Source organism: Lysinibacillus sp. CD3-6, from assembly GCF_006351725.2.
In the GTDB taxonomy this organism is placed as follows: Bacteria; Bacillota; Bacilli; order Bacillales_A; family Planococcaceae; genus Lysinibacillus.
In genome coordinates, this window is sequence record NZ_CP085880.1 from 176,582 (window position 1) to 195,447 (window position 18,866).

Below are 18,866 nucleotides of genomic sequence, written 5' to 3' on the forward strand. Positions count from 1 at the left end.
GGGAGGAAGTACATTGGCAGAACCGTTTGTAGGAGAAGTACGACTTTTTAGTTTCGACAGAATACCTCAAAATTGGTTACCGTGTGATGGGCGCTTATTGTCGGTAAATCAATACATAGCACTTTATTCTTTGATAGGAGATAAATACGGAGGAGATGGTAAAACAACATTTGCCTTACCCAATTTGCAAGGTAGAGTACCGTTACATAAAAGTGACGAAATTGCCTATGCATCAACAGGTGGTGAAGCCACACACGCATTAACGATAAATGAAATGCCTAATCATACTCATGAAGTTTATGCTGATGAGGATGAAACAAATAAAGCAACACCAAAGAGTAACGTATGGGGAAAAGTGAATGGTAATAATATGTTTGCTAGTAATCCAAATACTGCAATGAATGCAATAGCGATGACAGCCACTGGCCAAAATCAGGCCCATAATAATATGCAGCCTTATCTAGTCGTATCGTTTTGTATTGCAACAATGGGGATTTTTCCACCACGAGGTTAGGGAGGAACGAAAATGGCAGAAGCCTATACAGGAGAGATTAGAATATTCGCTGGCAATTATGCACCAATTGATTGGGCTTTTTGTGATGGGAGTACATTACTTGTTAATCAGCATCAAGTGTTATTTTCAATTATCGGTAATAGATTTGGTGGCGATGGCAAAACAGACTTTAAGTTGCCAGATTTAAGAGGTAAAGCACCAATGCATTACGGAACTGGTACAGGACTTACAACAAGGGAATTTGCCACAGAAGTAGGTGAAGTAAGTGTGTCATTAAGTAGTGAGCAAATGCCTGCCCATAAGCATGAAATACAAGGGAGCACGAAAACAACGGGTGGAGCTAGTAGTCCCGAAGGTGCCGTTTGGGGCGCTCTAGGAGGATTGAATCCTAAGAAGTTATATAAAGAATTTACACCAACTACAAAAGTAAATATTCATCAGCAAGCGATTGAAACAACTGGAGGAAATATGCCACACAATAACATGCAACCATATGTAGCATTAAACTTTATTATTTGTTTGTATGGTGAATACCCAGTAAAAGAAGGGTGATATAGATGAGAAACTATAAACGGATAAATGTTGTACTTATGTTGGTTGCAATGTTGCTCAGCATTGTACAACCATTTTTGGATATACAAGTTGCGAGGGCAGCAATTCCAGCTATTGAACCTATTGAACCTATTGATATTGTAACGGGGACTGTTTATCAAGGTACACCAAATAGCGTTGATATTTTAGGAGGACTTGCTGGGGCAGGTGGTTATGATTCAGGCGATCAGACAAACACGGCTTATCTTAAATTTTATTTACCATCTGGCACTGACTATTCGAATGCAAAGTTAAGCCTTACACCAATGGATTCGGGTGTTACGGGGGATATTTCTAATTTGAAAGTTAATATAGGCAGCTCGGATAATTGGGTAGTTAATGAAGGTTTTGATCAACCTTTATCTATTTTACCGACTAAACATATAGGGATTGGAAAAGATTTTTCTAAACCTTTCTATATATTTAATCAATTCGATACCCCTATTTCTTTACCCATCGGTGATTTACTTACTAACCAGAATATAAATGATATTGGTAGTGAAAATATTATTACACTAATTCTTTCTTCGCCAACTATGATGGATGACTATGCAGTTTTTGGGAACATTTCAATAATTGATTATGATACATCACCACCTGTAGAAGCGAAGCATAAGGTCAGCTTTAATGTAGATGGGGGGAGTCTAGTACCAGAACAATCCATCACACACGGAGAAAAAGCAAGTGAACCACCAGCCCCAACAAAAGTGGGCTACACATTTGAAGGCTGGTATACAGATGATGAGCGAACAAATCAATATGATTTTACCAACAATGTCATTACAGCGAATACAACACTTTATGCGAAGTGGAAACCAGTTGGTTACACGGTTAATTTTGAAGTAAATGGCGGAAGTCTAGTCCTAAGTCAAACCGTAGCACATGGTGAAAAGGCGATAGTGCCACCAGTACCAACAAAAGCGGGTTATACATTTGAAGGCTGGTATACAGATGATGAGGGGACGAATCAATATGATTTCAGCACCAATGTCATTACAGCGAATACGACAATTTACGCGAAATGGAAATCACTGAAGTATACTGTTAGTTTTGAAGTGAGTGGCGGAAGTGCAGTCCCAAATCAAACGGTAGCACATGGCGAAAAGGCAACAGTGCCACCAGCCCCAACAAAAGTAGGATACACATTTGAAGGCTGGTATACAGATGATGAGGGAACAGAACAATATGATTTCACCAACAATGTCGTTACAGCTAATACGACACTTTACGCGAAGTGGGAACCAGTTGGTTACACAGTGAATTTTGAAGTAAATGGCGGAAGTGCAGTACCAAGTCAATCCGTAGCACATGGCAAAAAGGCAACTGTGCCAACAACACCAACAAAAGTAGGATACACATTTGAAGGCTGGTATACAGATGATGAGGGAACAGAACAATATGATTTCACCAACAATGTCATTACAGCCAATACAACACTTTACGCGAAGTGGGAACCAGTTGGTTACACAGTGAATTTTGAAGTAAATGGTGGAAGTGCAGTACCAAGTCAATCCGTAGCACATGGCAAAAAGGCAACTGTGCCAACAACACCAACAAAAGTAGGATACACATTTGAAGGCTGGTATACAGATGATGAGGGAACAGAACAATATGATTTCACCAACAATGTCATTACAGCCAATACGACACTTTACGCGAAGTGGGAACCAGTTGGTTACACAGTGAATTTTGAAGTAAATGGCGGAAGTGCAGTCCCAAATCAAACGGTAGCACATGGTGAAAAAGCAACAGTGCCACCAGCCCCAACAAAAGCAGGATACACATTTGAAGGCTGGTATACAGATGATGAGGGAACAGAACAATATGATTTCACCAACAATGTCATTACAGCCAATACGACACTTTACGCGAAGTGGAAACCACTGAAGTATACAGTTAGCTTTGAAGTGGGCGGTGGAAGTGTAGTATCAAGTCAAACGGTAGCACATGGTGAAAAAGCAACAGTGCCACCAGTACCAACAAAAGCGGGTTATACATTTGAAGGCTGGTATACAGATGATGAGGGTACGAATCAATATGATTTCAGCACCAATGTCATTACAGCGAATACGACAATTTACGCGAAATGGAAATCACTGAAGTATACTGTTAGTTTTGAAGTGAGTGGCGGAAGTGCAGTCCCAAATCAAACGGTAGCACATGGCGAAAAGGCAACAGTGCCACCAGCCCCAACAAAAGCAGGCTACACATTTGAAGGCTGGTATACAGATGATGAGGGTACAAATCAATATGATTTTACCAACAATGTCATTACAGCCAATACGACACTTTACGCGAAGTGGGAACCACTGAAGTATACAGTTAGCTTTGAAGTGGGCGGTGGAAGTGTAGTACCAAATCAAACGGTAGCACATGATGAAAAAGCAACAGTGCCAACCGCCCCGACAAAAGCAGGCTACACATTTGAAGGCTGGTATACAGATGATGAGGGAACAGAACAATATGATTTCACCAACAATGTCATTACAGCCAATACGACACTTTACGCGAAGTGGGAACCACTGAAGTATACAGTTAGCTTTGAAGTGGGCGGTGGAAGTGTAGTATCAAGTCAAACGGTAGCACATGGTGAAAAAGTAAGTAAACCAACGTCAGCTCCAACGAAAGCAGGCTACACATTTGAAGGCTGGTATACAGATGATGAGCGAACAAATCAATATGATTTTACCGACAATGTCATTACAGTGAATACAACACTTTATGCGAAGTGGAAACTGGATACTTACACGGTTAATTTTGAAGTAAATGGCGGAAGTCTAGTCCCAAATCAAACGGTAGCACATGGTGAAAAAGTAAGTAAACCAACGTCAGCTCCAACGAAAGCAGGCTACACATTTGAAGGTTGGTACACAAGCAGTACATTAGATAAACTATTTGACTTTAATAGTAGTTCTATAACTCGAAATGTTACTATTTATGCAAAGTGGGTTAGCATTGTATCACCACCTACTAGCAATGATGGTAACGAAAGCTCTACTCCATCAACAAACACTGAACACATTGTTGTTGATGTCGACGGAGAAAATGGTGTGAATTTAACGAAAACACCAATTATTCGTACGACGATGCCAGATGGAGTAATTAAAGATCATGTTTCGATGTCGGAGGATATCGCTAAGGAAACAATTGAAAAAGCAAAACAACTAGGTAATGATACTGCTCGTATTATTATTCCTGATGCAAACGATAAAGTTAGTGAAGTTGTCGTTGATATTCCTAAATCTTCATTAGCTCAAATTCATGCAGGAAATATACAGTTAGAAATTGCTACTATGAATGCTATAATCTCTATTCCTAATGTATCTATGTCGAATTTTAGTAATGATTTATACTTCCGATTGGTTCCTATCAAGTCATTAGAACAGCAACATCAAGTGGAGGAAAGAATACTAAAAGAAGAATTAATTAAAGAAACATTACAAAGTGAAAAAGTAAATTTAATTGGTCGTCCAATGACTATTGAAACGAATATGCAGCATCGCCCAGTGACTTTAACATTGCCATTACCTAAAAATATAACGCAAGAACAACTCAATAATCTGGCTATTTTTATTGAGCATAGCGATGGTACAAAAGAGTTATTACGTGGGAAAGTTGTAGATTATCAAAAAGATATGCTAGGTTTGCAATTTGAGGTTACAAAATTCTCTACCTTCAGCATTCTCTATTTACCAGAGGATGAAAATGTAGAGGAACCAACAACTGACGATGTTACACATACACCTTATATCCAAGGCTATGCAGATGGTACATTCCGACCGAATGCATTTGTAACACGCGCACAGATGGCAAGTATGTTTGCACGACAACTAACTGGTAATGCGATTCCAAAGTCTAATGCGACATTTACAGATACGGCTCAGCATGATGCAAAAGATGCAATCGAATTTGTGAAGGATGCTAGTTTATTTAACGGTGTTACGAAGACAAGCTTTAATCCGAACGGCTTTATTACACGTGCACAAATGGCAGCAGTTGCAGCGCGTTGGATAGAAAAGCATTGCGTTGACAATCCGAATGCAGATTTTTGTAAAACAAAATCAGAAGGTAATACTTTCAAAGATGTTAGTAATAATCATTGGGCTGTTCAGGCGATTGCTACTGTCAATGCATTGGGCATTATGACGGGAACAACAGCAGACACATTTAATCCAGATGGTAATTTAACACGTGCGCAAGCAGTGAAGGTACTAAATCGCTTGTTTGAACGACAAGCGCCAACAGAGCATCAAAACCCAATATTTAAAGACGTCCAAAGTAATCATTGGGCATTTTATGAGATTCAAGAAGCTGCAGTAAAACATACGCATAATAAATAAAGAATTAGAAGGCTGGATGAAAGAATTTTAGCCAATGAACATCCCGAACTTTATTAAAACACTCTAATTTAGTGTTTTAATAAAGTTCGGGTTTTCTGTTTTATTGTTTAGTAAATTTCAACTATATAACAGAAAAAATAATTTATGTAATAGCCTCTATTTTATCAAATAAAGGTTAAGAAAAATTAACTTTTGATATTGTGATATGTCGTAGTTAGGATTTTAGTACTGATATATAATGAGGGGTGAGTTATAAGTCATTACATAATTGTTAAAAAGGAGGGGTCACTTTGTATCGAAAAAGAGAATGTCTTATGATAGCCATTTTACTAACTTTAATCTTTAGTTTTTGTGTTCAAGAAAAATCAGCCTATGCAGCTTCTGGTAATCATCCACCTGTTGTTGTAGCTTCTGAAATAATTCCAAAGCAATCAATGACACTAGGACAAGAAAAAATTGTTATTGATTTAAGTAAGTTATTTTATGATGCTGATAATGATCCGTTAATACTTAAAGCTGTTACTGAAACTGTTGGTATTGTAACAGCAGATTTAAATTCAAATTTATTAACGATTGAGGTACTTTCACCTGGGAAGACACGAATAAAGATTAGTGCTGATGATCGAAAGTTAGGGAGAGCAAGCAGTAGTTTTGAAGTAGAAGTCTTACCTAAGTTGAATAACATACCAATAGTTACTCAATTAATAAATAATCAAACTGGGCATGTTGGAAATGCGCCAATTCTAGTTGATGCAAGTAATGTTTTTGCTGATGTAGATAATGATATTTTAACGTTAGAAGTTAGTTCCAGTGATGAATCTGTTGCTACAGCTCAATTAAATTCTCCAATGATCACTATCGTACCTGTAGGCATAGGCCAAAGTATAATTTCAGTAAAAGCGGATGATGGTAACGGGGGTAGTGAAACTACAACATTTGCTGTTACCGTAACTAGTCCACCGAACCAACCTCCCGTGGTTGCGCAATCAATTAGTAATAAATCAGGAATAGTGAATGATGTCATCACTATAGACGGTAGTGGTATTTTTTCAGATGCAGACAATGACGTTCTTATGATAAATGTTAATTCCAGTGATGAATCTATTGCTACAGCTCAAATTAATGGACAAACAATTACTGTTCTGCCGATTGCAGCAGGCATAAGTACTATTACAGTCCATGCGGATGATGGAAAAGGTGGGCAAGTATCTACAAGCTTTATAGTTACTGTATCTAACCCAACGTTTAACCATACCCCAATGGTTGCTAAAACAATTAGTAATCAAAGAGCAACAATAGGTGGGAAGCCTTGGGAGATGATAGTAAGTGATGTGTTTACAGACGAAGATAACGATACTTTAACGTTAACTGTAAGTTCTAGTAATAGCGGAGTAGCAACTGCTAGTCTGAATGGATCGTCTCTTAAAATTACACAAAATGCATTGGGTACAAGCGTAATTACTATTTCAGCAGATGATGGAAAAGGTGGACTAGTATCAACAAGCTTTCTTTTCAGTGTAGAAGCCCCAGGACTTTTTATATCGGATTTTGTGCAAAATGGAGAATATAATGATGTGCTAGAAATATATAATGCAACAATGGTGCCTCTATCAAATTATAAAATAGAAATTCAGCAATATAATCTAATTTTAAAGCAACATAGTATCAAAACAATAAATATACCTTTAGTATATCCAAACACAAACTTTGTATTAATCCATACTTATTTTTATGATTTTTTTGATATTACTACTTCTCAATACTTCAATGATGATTTTATTTTTAGAGATGCCTCTAAAATAACGGTGTCAATGACATTAAAAGATAGTAATGGCATTGTAGTAGATACGGTTGGGGTTAGGGATTCAATCAACCAGATAGTAGAAAGTAGCGGTGGTTATATAAGAGATAAAAGGCTCCAATCTGGTTCATCCAATTTTAACAAATCAGAATGGATAGTATTACCTAAAGACGATTATTCTACAATTGGTCACTATTAGAAAGAGAGGGCGATTTTTATTCAATATTCTAAAAGAAAAGTAATAAATTTATGTATGCTACCTATCTTAATAATGATTATGATGCCTGTGACTTTTGTATCTGCAAAAAGTGATTTTTATTCATTTAATACCGCAACTAATAAAGAAGAAATGAAATTAGCAATGACTACAGATTGGAGTGTAGTACATTACTCAGCTCAAGGAAATGAATTATTTCAAAATTTTAAAATAGCAGATCAAAATTATTTGGCAAATAAATTACTAATCGAGCGGCCACAGACAGGGTATACATCTACAAGTGCATTACGACAAGTATATTTAAATGCAGTCGAAAATCGATCCTATCTTATAAATGTTAACAATGCGACAGATGCACTTACGCTATGGACAATTTTTATTGATGATTATCATTTAAATTATAGTAACTTCAATCGAATAACGATAGAAGAGCAAGATAAAGTCTGTCAGCAAGTGATTATGGTACGTCCTAGTCAAGGTTTTGATTCTATAGAAACTTTACAATCTGTGTTTGACAGTGAAGTTAATGGTATTTTTATTAACAAAGTACAACTTGATAAAGATGCTCTTACTATTCAATATGCTCAAGATGATACTCCAGAAAATGTAACGAAAAACCTTGTTCTACCTATTATTGGGGATAATGGTGCGACAATCACTTGGTCATCTGACAAGCCAGAGGTAGTTAAAGGGAATGGCGAAGTTATACGCCCGTCGGCAGGCAAAGGAAATGAAAAGGTTACATTGACTGCTAAAATTTTCATCGGTGGATATGTGGAAACTAAAGTCTTCACTATTAATGTAAAAGCATTTTCACTGAGTCATAATGCTTTTTTAAAGGAGTTAACGATTTCATCGGGCAACTTCAATACAGCATTTGATAAGAACACAATGTCTTATACAGCCAAAGTTCCACATATAGTTGATAGTATAAATATTAAAGCTATTGCGGAGGACGATAAAGCAATTGTAACAATAAATAGTAAGGTAAGTACTGAAGCACTAAAGCTAGTAACAGGTATGAATACAATAAAGATTTTAGTGACTGCTGAAGATGGTAGCTCTAGGGAATATACAATTTTGGTTACTAGGGAAAATGCCCCTATTGATAGCGGGGATACAACTGTCTCTGAATCTACAGAAAGTTTTACTGTAAATATAGAGACAAGTAGTGGAGAAGCTGTCTCTAAAACGACAATTAAACGTATAATTAGTAAAGATGGATCGATGAGAGATGAAGTGATTTTAACAGAAAAAAGTGCATTGGAAACTATTTCTAAGTTAAAAGAAGCAGGATCAGATCAAGCACGTATTGTTATTCCAGATTCACAGGATAAAGTAAAACAGGTTGATATATCAATACCTAATAATATTATTAGCCTGTTGAAAAACAATCAATTAAATCTAACTATCCAGGCTTATAATGTAAACATCGATGTGTCAAAAGATTCATTGGCAACATTTAATGATAATTTATATTTCCGACTAATACCTTTAAATGAACAAAACGAGCAAATAAAAATTGAAGAGCGTGCAAAAAATGAATTGATTGATCAAGATATAACTGGTAGTTCAATTAGTAAGTTAATAGGGCGTCCAATGAAAATTGAGACCAATATGCAAAATCGCCCAGTAACATTAACCTTACCTTTGCCTAATGATTTATCCCAAGAACAGCTTCATAATCTAGCTATTTATATCGAGCATAGCGATGGCACAAAAGAGTTATTACGTGGGATAATTGTAGATTATCAAAAAGATATGCTAGGCTTGCAATTTGAAGTGCAGAAATTTTCTACATTCTCCATGCTCTATTTGCCAAAGCAGGTAGACGATGTTAAACATACACCATATATTCAAGGCTATGCAGATGGGACATTCCGACCGAATGCATTTGTCACTCGCGCACAAATGGCAAGTATGTTTGCACGACAACTAACAGGTAATACGATTCCAGAGTCTACTGCGACATTTACAGATACGGCTCAGCATGATGCAAAAGATGCGATCGAATTTGTGAAGGAAACAGGTTTATTTAGAGGTGTTACGGAGATAAGCTTTCATCCGAACGGCTTCATTACACGTGCACAAATGGCAGTAGTAGCAGCTCGTTGGATAGAAAAGCAGTGTGCGGCCAATCCAAATGCAGCCAATTGTAAACTACTAACAGAGGACATCATTTTCAAAGATGTGCGTGATAGTCATTGGGCTAGAGAAGCGATTAATACCGTCAATGCATTAGACATTATGACTGGTGTAACAGCAGACATATTTAACCCTGAAGGCTATCTAACACGTGCGCAAGCAGTGAAGGTTTTAAATCGCTTATTTGAGCGTCAAGTATCGACAGAAACGGATAGCCCCATATTTAATGATGTGCCAAGTAATCATTGGGCATTTTATGAAATTCAAGAAGCGGCAAAAAAATAAAACGTACTAGAACCAAAGTGAAAAAGTGTTAGATTGATGGCCATCAATCTAACACTTTTTTATTGTGCGGTAGTTGGTCGCTACTGCGGATACTTTCCATAAGTTTAGTTGCGATACATTGACTTATATTAGCAATTCCATAAGAGTCACTGCCTCTGCTACTCAAAGAGAAACAAATAGCCGGAACCTCTTACAGTTACGATTTTAGCTCGATGTCCAGAGATGGACTCCAGTTTTTTTCGCAAATTACTAATATGTACTTTTAAAGCCTGTGTTTGTCCAATACTATCTTCCGCCCAAATGAGCTTATACAGGTCAGAAGGGTGGAAAATTTCCCCTGGACGCTGTGCTAAAAAGTACAGTATATGAAATTCCTTAGTGGATAAAATTAAAGTTACCCCATCGATGTAAACTTTCCCTGAGTGCACATGGAAGTGAATATTATCAATGATCTGAACATCCTCATTACGTATATTTCCGTCTGTTAATTGAATATTTCCCTTCCGTTGTGAAATTCTTTCAATTGTTTTCATTAAGCGAGCTTTGTCGATAGGCTTTAAAATATAATCAATAGCTTGAACGGAAAAGGCATCAATTGCATAATGCTCATAGGCAGTTACAAAAATAATATCCATTACATGTGTTAAATCTCCTAATTTACTAGCAACATCAATTCCATTCATCTCTGCCATCTCAATATCTAAAAAAAGAATGTCTGGCTTAAGTGTAGGGATGTTTGCTATAGCGTCTAGTGGATTTAGATATGTCCCGATAACATCAATTGCCCCATTATCCTTTAACATAGTCTCTAGTAAATTAATGGCTAAAATCTCATCGTCAACAATGATTGCTTTTAACATTTTTCCACCTCATTTTCATCCGAAAAAAGCGGGAATTTTAGTATGACAGTCGTTCCTTCACCAACAACACTCTCTATATGGAAAGTGGCTTTCTCGTATTTTTTTAAACGTTTAGTAATATTGCGAATTCCGACGCTTTGATGATCGGTTGGTTCTTCCGATAAAACCTTTTCTATTATTTCTTGTGACATTCCTATACCGTTGTCCTTAATTTTAATATCAATCATTTGTTGAACCTTTTTAATAGTCATGGTTACTTTGCCATTTACTCGCTTATTTTTTAAGCCATGAAATAGAGCATTTTCTACTAAAGGCTGAAGGAGCAGAGGGGGAATTAGTATAGTTAAAGGTTCCTCCATCTGAATTTCCCATTCAAGCTGATCTGGATATCTTGTTTGGTGAATATTGACATACGCTTGAATTAACATGAGCTCTTGTTCTAGAGGGATAAGGCTATTTGTATTCTCGAACGAGAAGCTGCTTCTTAAAAATGTAGCAAAATCTGTTATCATAATACGGGCTTTATCCAAGTCTATATAACTTAGCGATAAAATCGAGTTTAAAACATTGTATATAAAATGTGGTTTAATTTGTGCTTGTAAAAACGCAGTTTCCATTTTAATTGCAGTTTCAGCCGATTCCTTTAGTAAAATAAGATTTCGTACTCTTGTCTTCAATTCAGCAGTATCTAATGGTTTATGTAGAAAATCATTCGCCCCAGATTGGAATGCTGCTAGCATATCTTCAGGTCGCAACGCTGCTGTAAGCATTAAAATCGGTAACTCTGCAGAAGAATAGTTTTTCCTAATTTGTTGGCAAACCTCATATCCAGAAAGGTTAGGCATCATAATATCTAATATTAATAAGTCTATATTTGGATGCGCTTGTAATTGTTCAAATACTTGCCGACTATCATCAACAGCGATAATAGAGTAGTTTTCCTTTGCAAGGATATCAATTAGTACTTTAAGGTTAATATGATCATCATCAGCAATCAGTATTTTTTTACCCATTTTTCTTTCAGCAACGTATGGAAATGCTATAGGTAAATAATCTTTTGTTAATGTAATTTTATTTTGTTGCGTATCTTGTTGAACTTTTTTTATTGTTTGCACAGGCAGTTTGACTGAGAAAGTTGTGCCTTGATTGACAACGGAATGGACCGTAATTTCTCCACCATGCAACTTCACAAGTTCCTTCGTCACATTTAGACCTAAGCCCGTACCTTTACTAGCGTCTTCTAATTGTCTGAATGGTTCAAATATCGACTCTATATGTTCAGGAGCAATGCCTCGACCAGTGTCACTAACTTCAATAGTAAGGAATCCTTGCTCTTCGTAGCAGGAAATCTCTACTTTTCCGTGTCTAGTAAATTTAACAGCATTTTCTATTATGTTATAAAGAATTTGACGCAGTCGATCCTCGTCGGCTACTATAATTTTCCCTCGTTCGATGTAATTGTAAATTTTTACATCTTTATTTTCGATGTACGACAGTATTTCGACGATTACATGGGTCACAGAATAAAGATCCACATTTGTAAGACGAAGCTTTAGTTCGCCTTCTTTTAACTTTGAAAAATCCAATATGTCATTAACAAGATGTGATAACTTTTTTGTAATATTAAATATGAGTGATATTTTTTCTTTTTGTTCCATCGTTAATGTGGAACTTTCATTAGACTCTAACATGGAATGAGATATGGCAATCACACCGTGTAACGGAGTACGAAATTCATGAGAAGTTTTTGCGAGAAATTCATCTTTTAATTTATCTACTCGGATTAAAGCATTTGTTAACCTTCCTTTTTCCAAATAAGAATCTGTAAAACGATGTGAAATATAAAGAGAAAGCATCGTTAAACAAATAAAAGGGAGCAGGGGAGGTAAAGAGTAAATTTCTAGATTAATATTAAGATTTAACGTTGCTACAACCATATAGATAAGAATAGCCATGGAACTAAGCCATAAGTAAATAGCTCCTACTAATCGTTTAAAGATTGCAATCGTTTGAATATAAAGCAAATAAAAGATAATTATTAAAATATAAATAGAATGTGCAGTTTGTAAGTATGAGCTAATGGATATTGGGAGCATTACCGTAGCTAATAATAAAATACCAATTATACAAAGTGCTTTCACAAACTTTTTATGTGAAAATTGCTGTAGGGCATGGTTAAAATACAGCAGCATAAAGATACCTGAGCCGATACTTGAAATGATTTGGACTCTTATTAGGAATTCATAGCTGATCGGTAATAACAACATTAATATTTTTTCCCCATGAGATAAACTGTATAAACCAACCATGAAGCAAAACAATGAAAAGTAGAGCTGCTCAATTTCGAGCTTGGCATATAGGTAAGAACCAGCAAAATAAATAAACATTGTAAAAAAAGCAGCAATGGTTATTAAATCGTAGAAAAGTGAACCTTCCCTTAATTTACCAATGCTCTCTTGATCCCCGATAAAAATGGACCCAATAATTCCCCCACCTGATGCATAATCAAAATTAGCTACATGTATGATGAGCTCAAGCTCATTTTTTTTAGGTGCGAAATAAGCAACATACGGCACATTTTGTTGAATATATGTCGAATCTTCAGCAGGTTCTCCACTTTGTCCGATTCGTTTTTCATTTATGTAAATGGCATTCGACATTCGGATATTACCTGTTTTGATGCCCAAAATAGTATCTGTATCATCAATTAATATTTTTAACCGATAGGTACCGCTACCAAGTGTAGTGAAATTTTGGCCATTAAGCTTGTACTTAGACCATAGAGACGGGACATTTACTGAATAAGAATGATGCGTGTCAAATTCGGAATAATTCAATAATTTATTAGGTGTAAAATCCCATTCACCATCTAAGCTTACAGTATTTTTGTGCAAATCATATTGTCTAAGATCTATAACGCCTGCAACAGCTTTAGGAGCATTTTGGTTTTCATTATTGTGTAAACGGGATGTCAACCCAATTAACACGATACTAATAATGACCATAAAAATAAGTAATAGCTTTTTCATTCCCATTTTGATCTCTCATTCCTAAAATTTAAGGTATTAATATTAACATTTCTTGTTTGTACATAAGTGTGAAATTATACCTATATTATATCATGTGAAAGTTAACTAAGAATAGATGGAATATACATGATTTCCTATAAAAGATAGGTAGGGATTGTTGGATTTTGTGCATTTTATGTAATTAAAGCGCATCTACTTACAATCGCTCTGTTTTTTGCTTATAATAGAAGGGTAAGAAATTTTTCTGAAAAAGTAGCCACAAAGTGAGCGATTGCGATTGAAAAAATTATTATACGTAGTATTTTTTCTTGTTTTTATAGTCATTTTTTTGTACGTAAACAATCACTGGCTGGTTGTAAGTAAGCATGTATATGAATCTGAAAAAGTGCCCGTCAGCTTTGATGGACTACGCATAGTACAAATTTCAGATTTACATGATGCACTCTTTGGTAATAACCAACAAAAACTCATTGCAAAGGTTAAGGCAACAAACCCAGATTATATATTTATTACAGGCGATGTGATTGATAGCAATCGTTTTAATTTGGAGCAGAGCTTACAGGCAGTGAGAGGTTTAGTCGAATTAGCGGATGTATATTATGTACTTGGGAACCATGAAGTTGCAACGAATAAGGTTAGTGAAATTTATGAGGCGCTGTCATCGTTAGGTGTACATGTGATGGCCAATGAATCGACCGTATTAGAGCGCAACGGGGAGCGCTTGGCGATTGTTGGTATTGAAGATCCGTTAATGGGTAGATCAACTGAAGAAATGCTGGACATAGCGACAGCTTATATTCCAGAAGACATGCTAAAGCTGTTGCTGGCACATCGACCAGAGGTGTTTAGTACGTATGTAAATCAAGAAATAGATTTAGTATTCTCGGGTCATGCACATGGTGGACAGGTTCGGATTCCTGGTATAGGAGGACTTGTTGCACCAGGACAGGGAATGTTTCCTAAATTCACGGCTGGTGTTTATGAGGAAGGCAAGACCCAAATGATAGTTAGTCGGGGGTTAGGAAATAGTAGCGTACCTTTCCGAATTTTTAACCGACCAGAAATTATTATTATGGATTTAAAGAGAATAAACACTGGGTCTTAGTTGCCCAGTGCTTAGAGACGTTGACAAAAGGCAACAAGAAGTTCACTCTTGATGCCTTTTGTCATTTTTTTATCCTTTGTCTGTAACAGTTGAATTGGAGCGGAGGGCCGTTGCCCGAAGGCAGGTGCCAGGCACTCAAACAATTTACTTTAGTTGATTGAAGCGGGAAACATTCGCACACAGCGGAAATCAACAGCAGTTGTTTAGGCAGTGCTTTCTATTTGTTTCCGTTCCATACGCTTTACAAGATGAATACTGATTTCGTATAAAATAATCATTGGTACTAATACGAGTAGCTGACTAATAAAATCAGGTGGGGTAATGACCGCTGAGCCAACCCCCATTGCGATATAGGACCAGCCGCGTATTTTTTTCATAGATTCCGCAGTTAGCACACCAATTGACGATAAAAAGAGTGCAACGATGGGCAACTCAAATAATAATCCAAGTGGCACTGTTGTCATAATTAAAAAATGCATATATTCACTGGCAGATACCATGACATCGAAATTTGCCGCGCCTAAACTTACTAAAAATGAATAGCTAAGTGGATTCACAACAAAATAACCGAATGCTACACCTAATAAAAAGAGTAAAAACATAACTGGTGCGTAGAGCCCGAGAAAGCGGCTTTCCTCTTCCTTTAAGCCAGGTTTTACAAAGCTCCAAAGAAAGTGAACGAGAAAAGGCATAGATAGACCAAATGCCAAAGTAGTGGAAATGGTCATATAAAATTTCACAACCTCTAGTGGTCCTAAAATAATGAGTGAATGCCCACGGGTTACATATGGAAACCAAATATTAATGGTAGAAAAGGCAACGATAAAAAATAAAATAAAGACGGCAAGCCCTTTAATAATTTGTTTTCGCAGTTCTGCAATATGCTCGAATATGGAATCTAAAGGTAGAATCGGTTTATCCTCGACAATTGTCTGTTCAATGCCATTATGAGTAATTTCAACAGGAGCCTCCTGTAACGACGGAGGCTCCTCTAGTTTTTTATCAAGTGGACTTAAATAATTTTTTTCTTCATAAGGATCCATAGGAAACCTCCTACGAAACGTCAGATTTTTTTTCTATTTTTTTCGCTGGCTCTTCGTCATCATCCATTAGCCCTTTTGTTGACTTTTTGAACTCTGCGAACGTTTTACCAACGGCACCACCGATTTCTGGTAATTTTTTTGGACCAAAAACGATAAGTACAATAACCAAAATAATAATTAACCCAGGAACGCCGATTGCTCCAAGTCCGCCCATAGCGTTATCCTCCTATAAATATAAATTTTTAGTACATTAATAACGACAAACTTACACTAATGAACCGCCAGATTTGCTATATTTCACAATACCTTCGGCACAGCGATAAGCTAATGCACCAAGTGTACCTGTTGGATTATAGCCACTATTGTGAGCAAAGCTTCCAGAACTTAAAGCGAATAGATTTTCTACATCCCAATGTTGAAGATAGTTGTTCACAACGCCTTTATCTGGTGTCGTGCTCATCACTGTTCCACCAGTATTGTGTGTCGTTTGATAAGGAACAATGTTATAGTCAGTAATTTCCGCATTTGGCACAATTGTTTTGGCACCCATTTCTTTCATAATGTCAGCAGCGCGAGCAGAAACAAATTTATGGAGCGCTCGATCCTGATCCGTAAAGTTGTAGGTTAATTGTAAAAGGGGTAAACCGTACGCATCTTTATAATTGGAATCAAGTGACAGGAAATTTTCCTTATGTGGCATAGAGGCACCTTGAGCACCAATACCGAATGAACGTGTATAGTAATGAATAGACTGCTTTTTAAATTCTGGTCCCCATGTAGGCGTATCTGGAGGTGTTGGATTCGATCCAATAGGGCGTGCACCTGTTTGAGTGAGTGCGATATTACCACCATGGATAAAATCTAACTCACTATGGTCAAAGTTATCCCCATTATAATCATCAATACTCATACCGAGAGAACCTGCACCCATAAATGTGTTATATTGCTCATCAAAGAATCCAGTTGCTCCAGGTAAAATTTGATAGCAATAATTTCGACCTAATGTTCCCTTGCCTGTTGTTGGATCATACAGTTGCCCAATGTTAGAAACCATTAGTAGTTTGGCATTGTTAAAGACATAGCTTGTTAATACGACAATATTCGCGGGTTGGATAAATTCCTCTCCAGATATCGTATCGATATATCTTACGCCAGTCGCTTTGTTGCCTTGTTTTAAAATTTCTACAACGTTTGAATTGTAACGTAAATCAAAATTTCCAGTTTTTAAAGCAGTAGGTATTACTGTAATTTCCGCTGAAGATTTTGCGCCATATTCACAACCAAAACGCTCACAGAAGCCACAATATTGACAAGCATTAATTGTTTCACCGTCTGGATTTTTATAGACTTCTGATATGTTAGCAGAAGGGACCATATAAGGTGATAATTTTAGATTTTTTGTTGCTTTCTCAAATTGTTGTAGCATAGGCGTCATTTTCATAGGAGGCGTTGGATAAGCACTTGAACGTTTCCCTGCAAATGGATTTTTATCATCGCCTGAAATTCCAGTAGTTTTTTCAAATTTATCAAAATAAGGCTCTAATTGATCGTAATTTAATGCCCAATCCTGTATTAAATAATCTGGACCTAATTTGTTAGCACCATAACGTTCGTCTGTCATCGTTTTAATTTGAAAGTCGTATGGTAAAAATCGGTAGGTCATGCCGTTCCAGTGCGTTCCAGATCCACCAAGCCCCTCACCTAATAAAAAGGACCCAAGTTGACGCATAGGTAAAGCCTGCATCTTACGATTATTACGGAAAGAAACTGTTTCCTTTGACAGATTTTGCATTAAATCATAACGAATTGCATAGCGATATTCGTCATGAATATTTAAAAAATCCTCAGTGCCTCGTTTTTGTCCGCGTTCTAAACCAACTACTTTTAATCCAGCTTTCGAGCATTCAGCAGCGACAATGCCACCTGTCCACCCAACGCCTACTGTTACAACGTCTACACTTGGTAATGTAGTTACCATTTATAAAACCCCCCTCAAATTAGTGATTGCCCAATTGATTTGGTTCAATTTTTTGGAACTTAGCATCTTCAATCATTGTGATATACGCCATCTGATGGCCAGGGAAGCCTTTCATACGCCAGCCTTCCATATTGCGGTTTCCGCCATATAAAGGATCTGAATATGCCCCCTCTAACGTAGCTGCTCGTAAAAGAGTGAAGAAAAATGCGGACGTTACACCATTCATTTGGATTTCACCCTTTTGAAAGGCTGTTAATATTTCATCCATTTGCTTGCCCTCTATTTCGTTAAAGCTTTTTTTGAAGCGACTTTGAGCTTCTGTCTCCATTTTTTCAACGCCTTGTTTGAAGATCTCTGCACGAGTTAGGCGACTTTGATAACCTTGTGTTGGGGCACCCTCCCCAAAAGGACCATGCATATATTCCTTAGAGTTACTACCGTATTGTCCAGCTAACTGATGATCAATAAAGTAAGGAACATCTAAATCAATCGCACCTGGGCCTAAATCATCTTTAGGAAAAATACGCTCAGTGGCATTTGATAAAATTTTAAAATCTCGGTCGTTCATGAAGAACATTTTAGCTTTAGGTGCAGCAGCTTCATTTGTAGTTCCGTTACCATGCTCTAATGTAGAAGTACCTTTACCGTTCATGTTATAGCCAACAAGACCACCTATTAATCCACCACCGACTAATGTACCAGCTGCAATACCTGTTGTTTTTAAAAAATCACGACGTGAGACATTATTATCTGTACTCATAAAAATCCTCCCCTCCAAGAAGTAAATAGATTGTGTTCTATCTTTTATAATCAGCAAAAAAACCAGATTATAATCAATTTGCCATGGAAAAAGTTTTAATTTCATCCACTTAAATAAACTAGTAAATAACAATTTAGAAAGGGAGTGGATAAAATGTATTAGACTATAAGCACTATGCTTATGATGAAAAATACAATT

General features: G+C 36.7%; 12 protein-coding genes. 6 read left to right on the top strand and 6 right to left on the bottom strand.

All coding sequences use genetic code 11. The annotated features are described in order from the left end of the window. Nucleotides 1-13: 13 nt before the first annotated feature. From FH508_RS00880 to FH508_RS00900, 5 genes are all read left to right on the top strand, one after another. Nucleotides 14-514 carry a phage tail protein gene (locus FH508_RS00880; protein ID WP_228134315.1) on the top strand — a complete coding sequence of 167 codons (501 nt, stop codon included), beginning with the start codon at nucleotides 14-16 and terminating at the stop codon, nucleotides 512-514. Between the two features lie 12 nt (nucleotides 515-526). Then, the gene (locus FH508_RS00885; RefSeq protein ID WP_228134316.1) at nucleotides 527-1,066 is read left to right on the top strand and encodes a phage tail protein; all 540 of its coding nucleotides are present in this window, start codon (nucleotides 527-529) and stop codon (nucleotides 1,064-1,066) included. 5 nt (nucleotides 1,067-1,071) lie between these two features. Continuing rightward, entirely contained in the window at nucleotides 1,072-5,445 is a 4,374-nt protein-coding gene (locus tag FH508_RS00890) for an InlB B-repeat-containing protein (RefSeq protein WP_228134317.1), read from the top strand. Between the two features lie 290 nt (nucleotides 5,446-5,735). After that, on the top strand, nucleotides 5,736-7,445 hold the full coding sequence (locus FH508_RS00895; RefSeq protein WP_228134318.1) for an RTX toxin: 1,710 nt from the start codon (nucleotides 5,736-5,738) through the stop codon (nucleotides 7,443-7,445). Nucleotides 7,446-7,499: 54 nt separating this feature from the next. Beyond that, entirely contained in the window at nucleotides 7,500-9,893 is a 2,394-nt protein-coding gene (locus FH508_RS00900; RefSeq protein WP_228134319.1) for an S-layer homology domain-containing protein, read from the top strand. Nucleotides 9,894-10,051: 158 nt separating this feature from the next. Here FH508_RS00900 and FH508_RS00905 read toward each other — a convergent pair whose 3' ends face one another. Both FH508_RS00905 and FH508_RS00910 read right to left on the bottom strand, forming a co-directional pair. After that, nucleotides 10,052-10,753: a response regulator transcription factor gene (locus FH508_RS00905; protein ID WP_228134320.1), complete on the bottom strand. Its 702-nt coding sequence runs from the start codon at nucleotides 10,751-10,753 to the stop codon at nucleotides 10,052-10,054. After that, a complete protein-coding gene (locus tag FH508_RS00910) occupies nucleotides 10,747-13,788 on the bottom strand; it encodes a hybrid sensor histidine kinase/response regulator (RefSeq protein ID WP_228134321.1) in 3,042 nt (1,013 codons plus the stop codon). Before FH508_RS00910 ends, FH508_RS00905 begins: the two co-directional genes overlap by 7 nt. A 271-nt stretch (nucleotides 13,789-14,059) precedes the next feature. On the opposite strand from FH508_RS00910, the gene FH508_RS00915 reads away from it, so the two are divergent. Continuing rightward, nucleotides 14,060-14,887: a metallophosphoesterase gene (locus FH508_RS00915; protein ID WP_139860414.1), complete on the top strand. Its 828-nt coding sequence runs from the start codon at nucleotides 14,060-14,062 to the stop codon at nucleotides 14,885-14,887. A gap of 203 nt (nucleotides 14,888-15,090) precedes the next feature. Here the strand turns inward: FH508_RS00915 and tatC are convergent, their stop codons facing one another. The 4 genes from tatC to FH508_RS00935 are packed head-to-tail and all read right to left on the bottom strand — an operon-like array spanning nucleotide 15,091 to nucleotide 18,668. Beyond that, nucleotides 15,091-15,930 carry a twin-arginine translocase subunit TatC gene (tatC, locus tag FH508_RS00920; RefSeq protein ID WP_139860416.1) on the bottom strand — a complete coding sequence of 280 codons (840 nt, stop codon included), beginning with the start codon at nucleotides 15,928-15,930 and terminating at the stop codon, nucleotides 15,091-15,093. Nucleotides 15,931-15,940: 10 nt separating this feature from the next. Then, the gene (gene tatA / locus FH508_RS00925) at nucleotides 15,941-16,144 is read right to left on the bottom strand and encodes a twin-arginine translocase TatA/TatE family subunit (protein ID WP_139860418.1); all 204 of its coding nucleotides are present in this window, start codon (nucleotides 16,142-16,144) and stop codon (nucleotides 15,941-15,943) included. A 51-nt stretch (nucleotides 16,145-16,195) separates the two neighbouring features. Then, nucleotides 16,196-17,908 carry a GMC family oxidoreductase gene (locus FH508_RS00930; RefSeq protein WP_228134322.1) on the bottom strand — a complete coding sequence of 571 codons (1,713 nt, stop codon included), beginning with the start codon at nucleotides 17,906-17,908 and terminating at the stop codon, nucleotides 16,196-16,198. Between the two features lie 19 nt (nucleotides 17,909-17,927). Next, nucleotides 17,928-18,668, bottom strand: a complete 741-nt coding sequence (locus tag FH508_RS00935) for a gluconate 2-dehydrogenase subunit 3 family protein (protein ID WP_228134323.1) — start codon at nucleotides 18,666-18,668, stop codon at nucleotides 17,928-17,930. Nucleotides 18,669-18,866: the final 198 nt, after the last annotated feature.

Excerpts from the sequence above, each read along its gene's own strand:
- FH508_RS00930 (WP_228134322.1), bottom strand. The coding sequence starts at position 17,908 with ATGGTAACTACATTACCAAGTGTAGACGTTGTAACAGTAGGCGTTGGG.
- FH508_RS00910 (WP_228134321.1), bottom strand. The coding sequence starts at position 13,788 with ATGGGAATGAAAAAGCTATTACTTATTTTTATGGTCATTATTAGTATC.
- FH508_RS00905 (WP_228134320.1), bottom strand. The coding sequence starts at position 10,753 with ATGTTAAAAGCAATCATTGTTGACGATGAGATTTTAGCCATTAATTTA.
- FH508_RS00890 (WP_228134317.1), top strand. The coding sequence starts at position 1,072 with ATGAGAAACTATAAACGGATAAATGTTGTACTTATGTTGGTTGCAATG.
- tatA (WP_139860418.1), bottom strand. The coding sequence starts at position 16,144 with ATGGGCGGACTTGGAGCAATCGGCGTTCCTGGGTTAATTATTATTTTG.
- tatC (WP_139860416.1), bottom strand. The coding sequence starts at position 15,930 with ATGGATCCTTATGAAGAAAAAAATTATTTAAGTCCACTTGATAAAAAA.
- FH508_RS00885 (WP_228134316.1), top strand. The coding sequence starts at position 527 with ATGGCAGAAGCCTATACAGGAGAGATTAGAATATTCGCTGGCAATTAT.
- FH508_RS00900 (WP_228134319.1), top strand. The coding sequence starts at position 7,500 with ATGCTACCTATCTTAATAATGATTATGATGCCTGTGACTTTTGTATCT.
- FH508_RS00935 (WP_228134323.1), bottom strand. The coding sequence starts at position 18,668 with ATGAGTACAGATAATAATGTCTCACGTCGTGATTTTTTAAAAACAACA.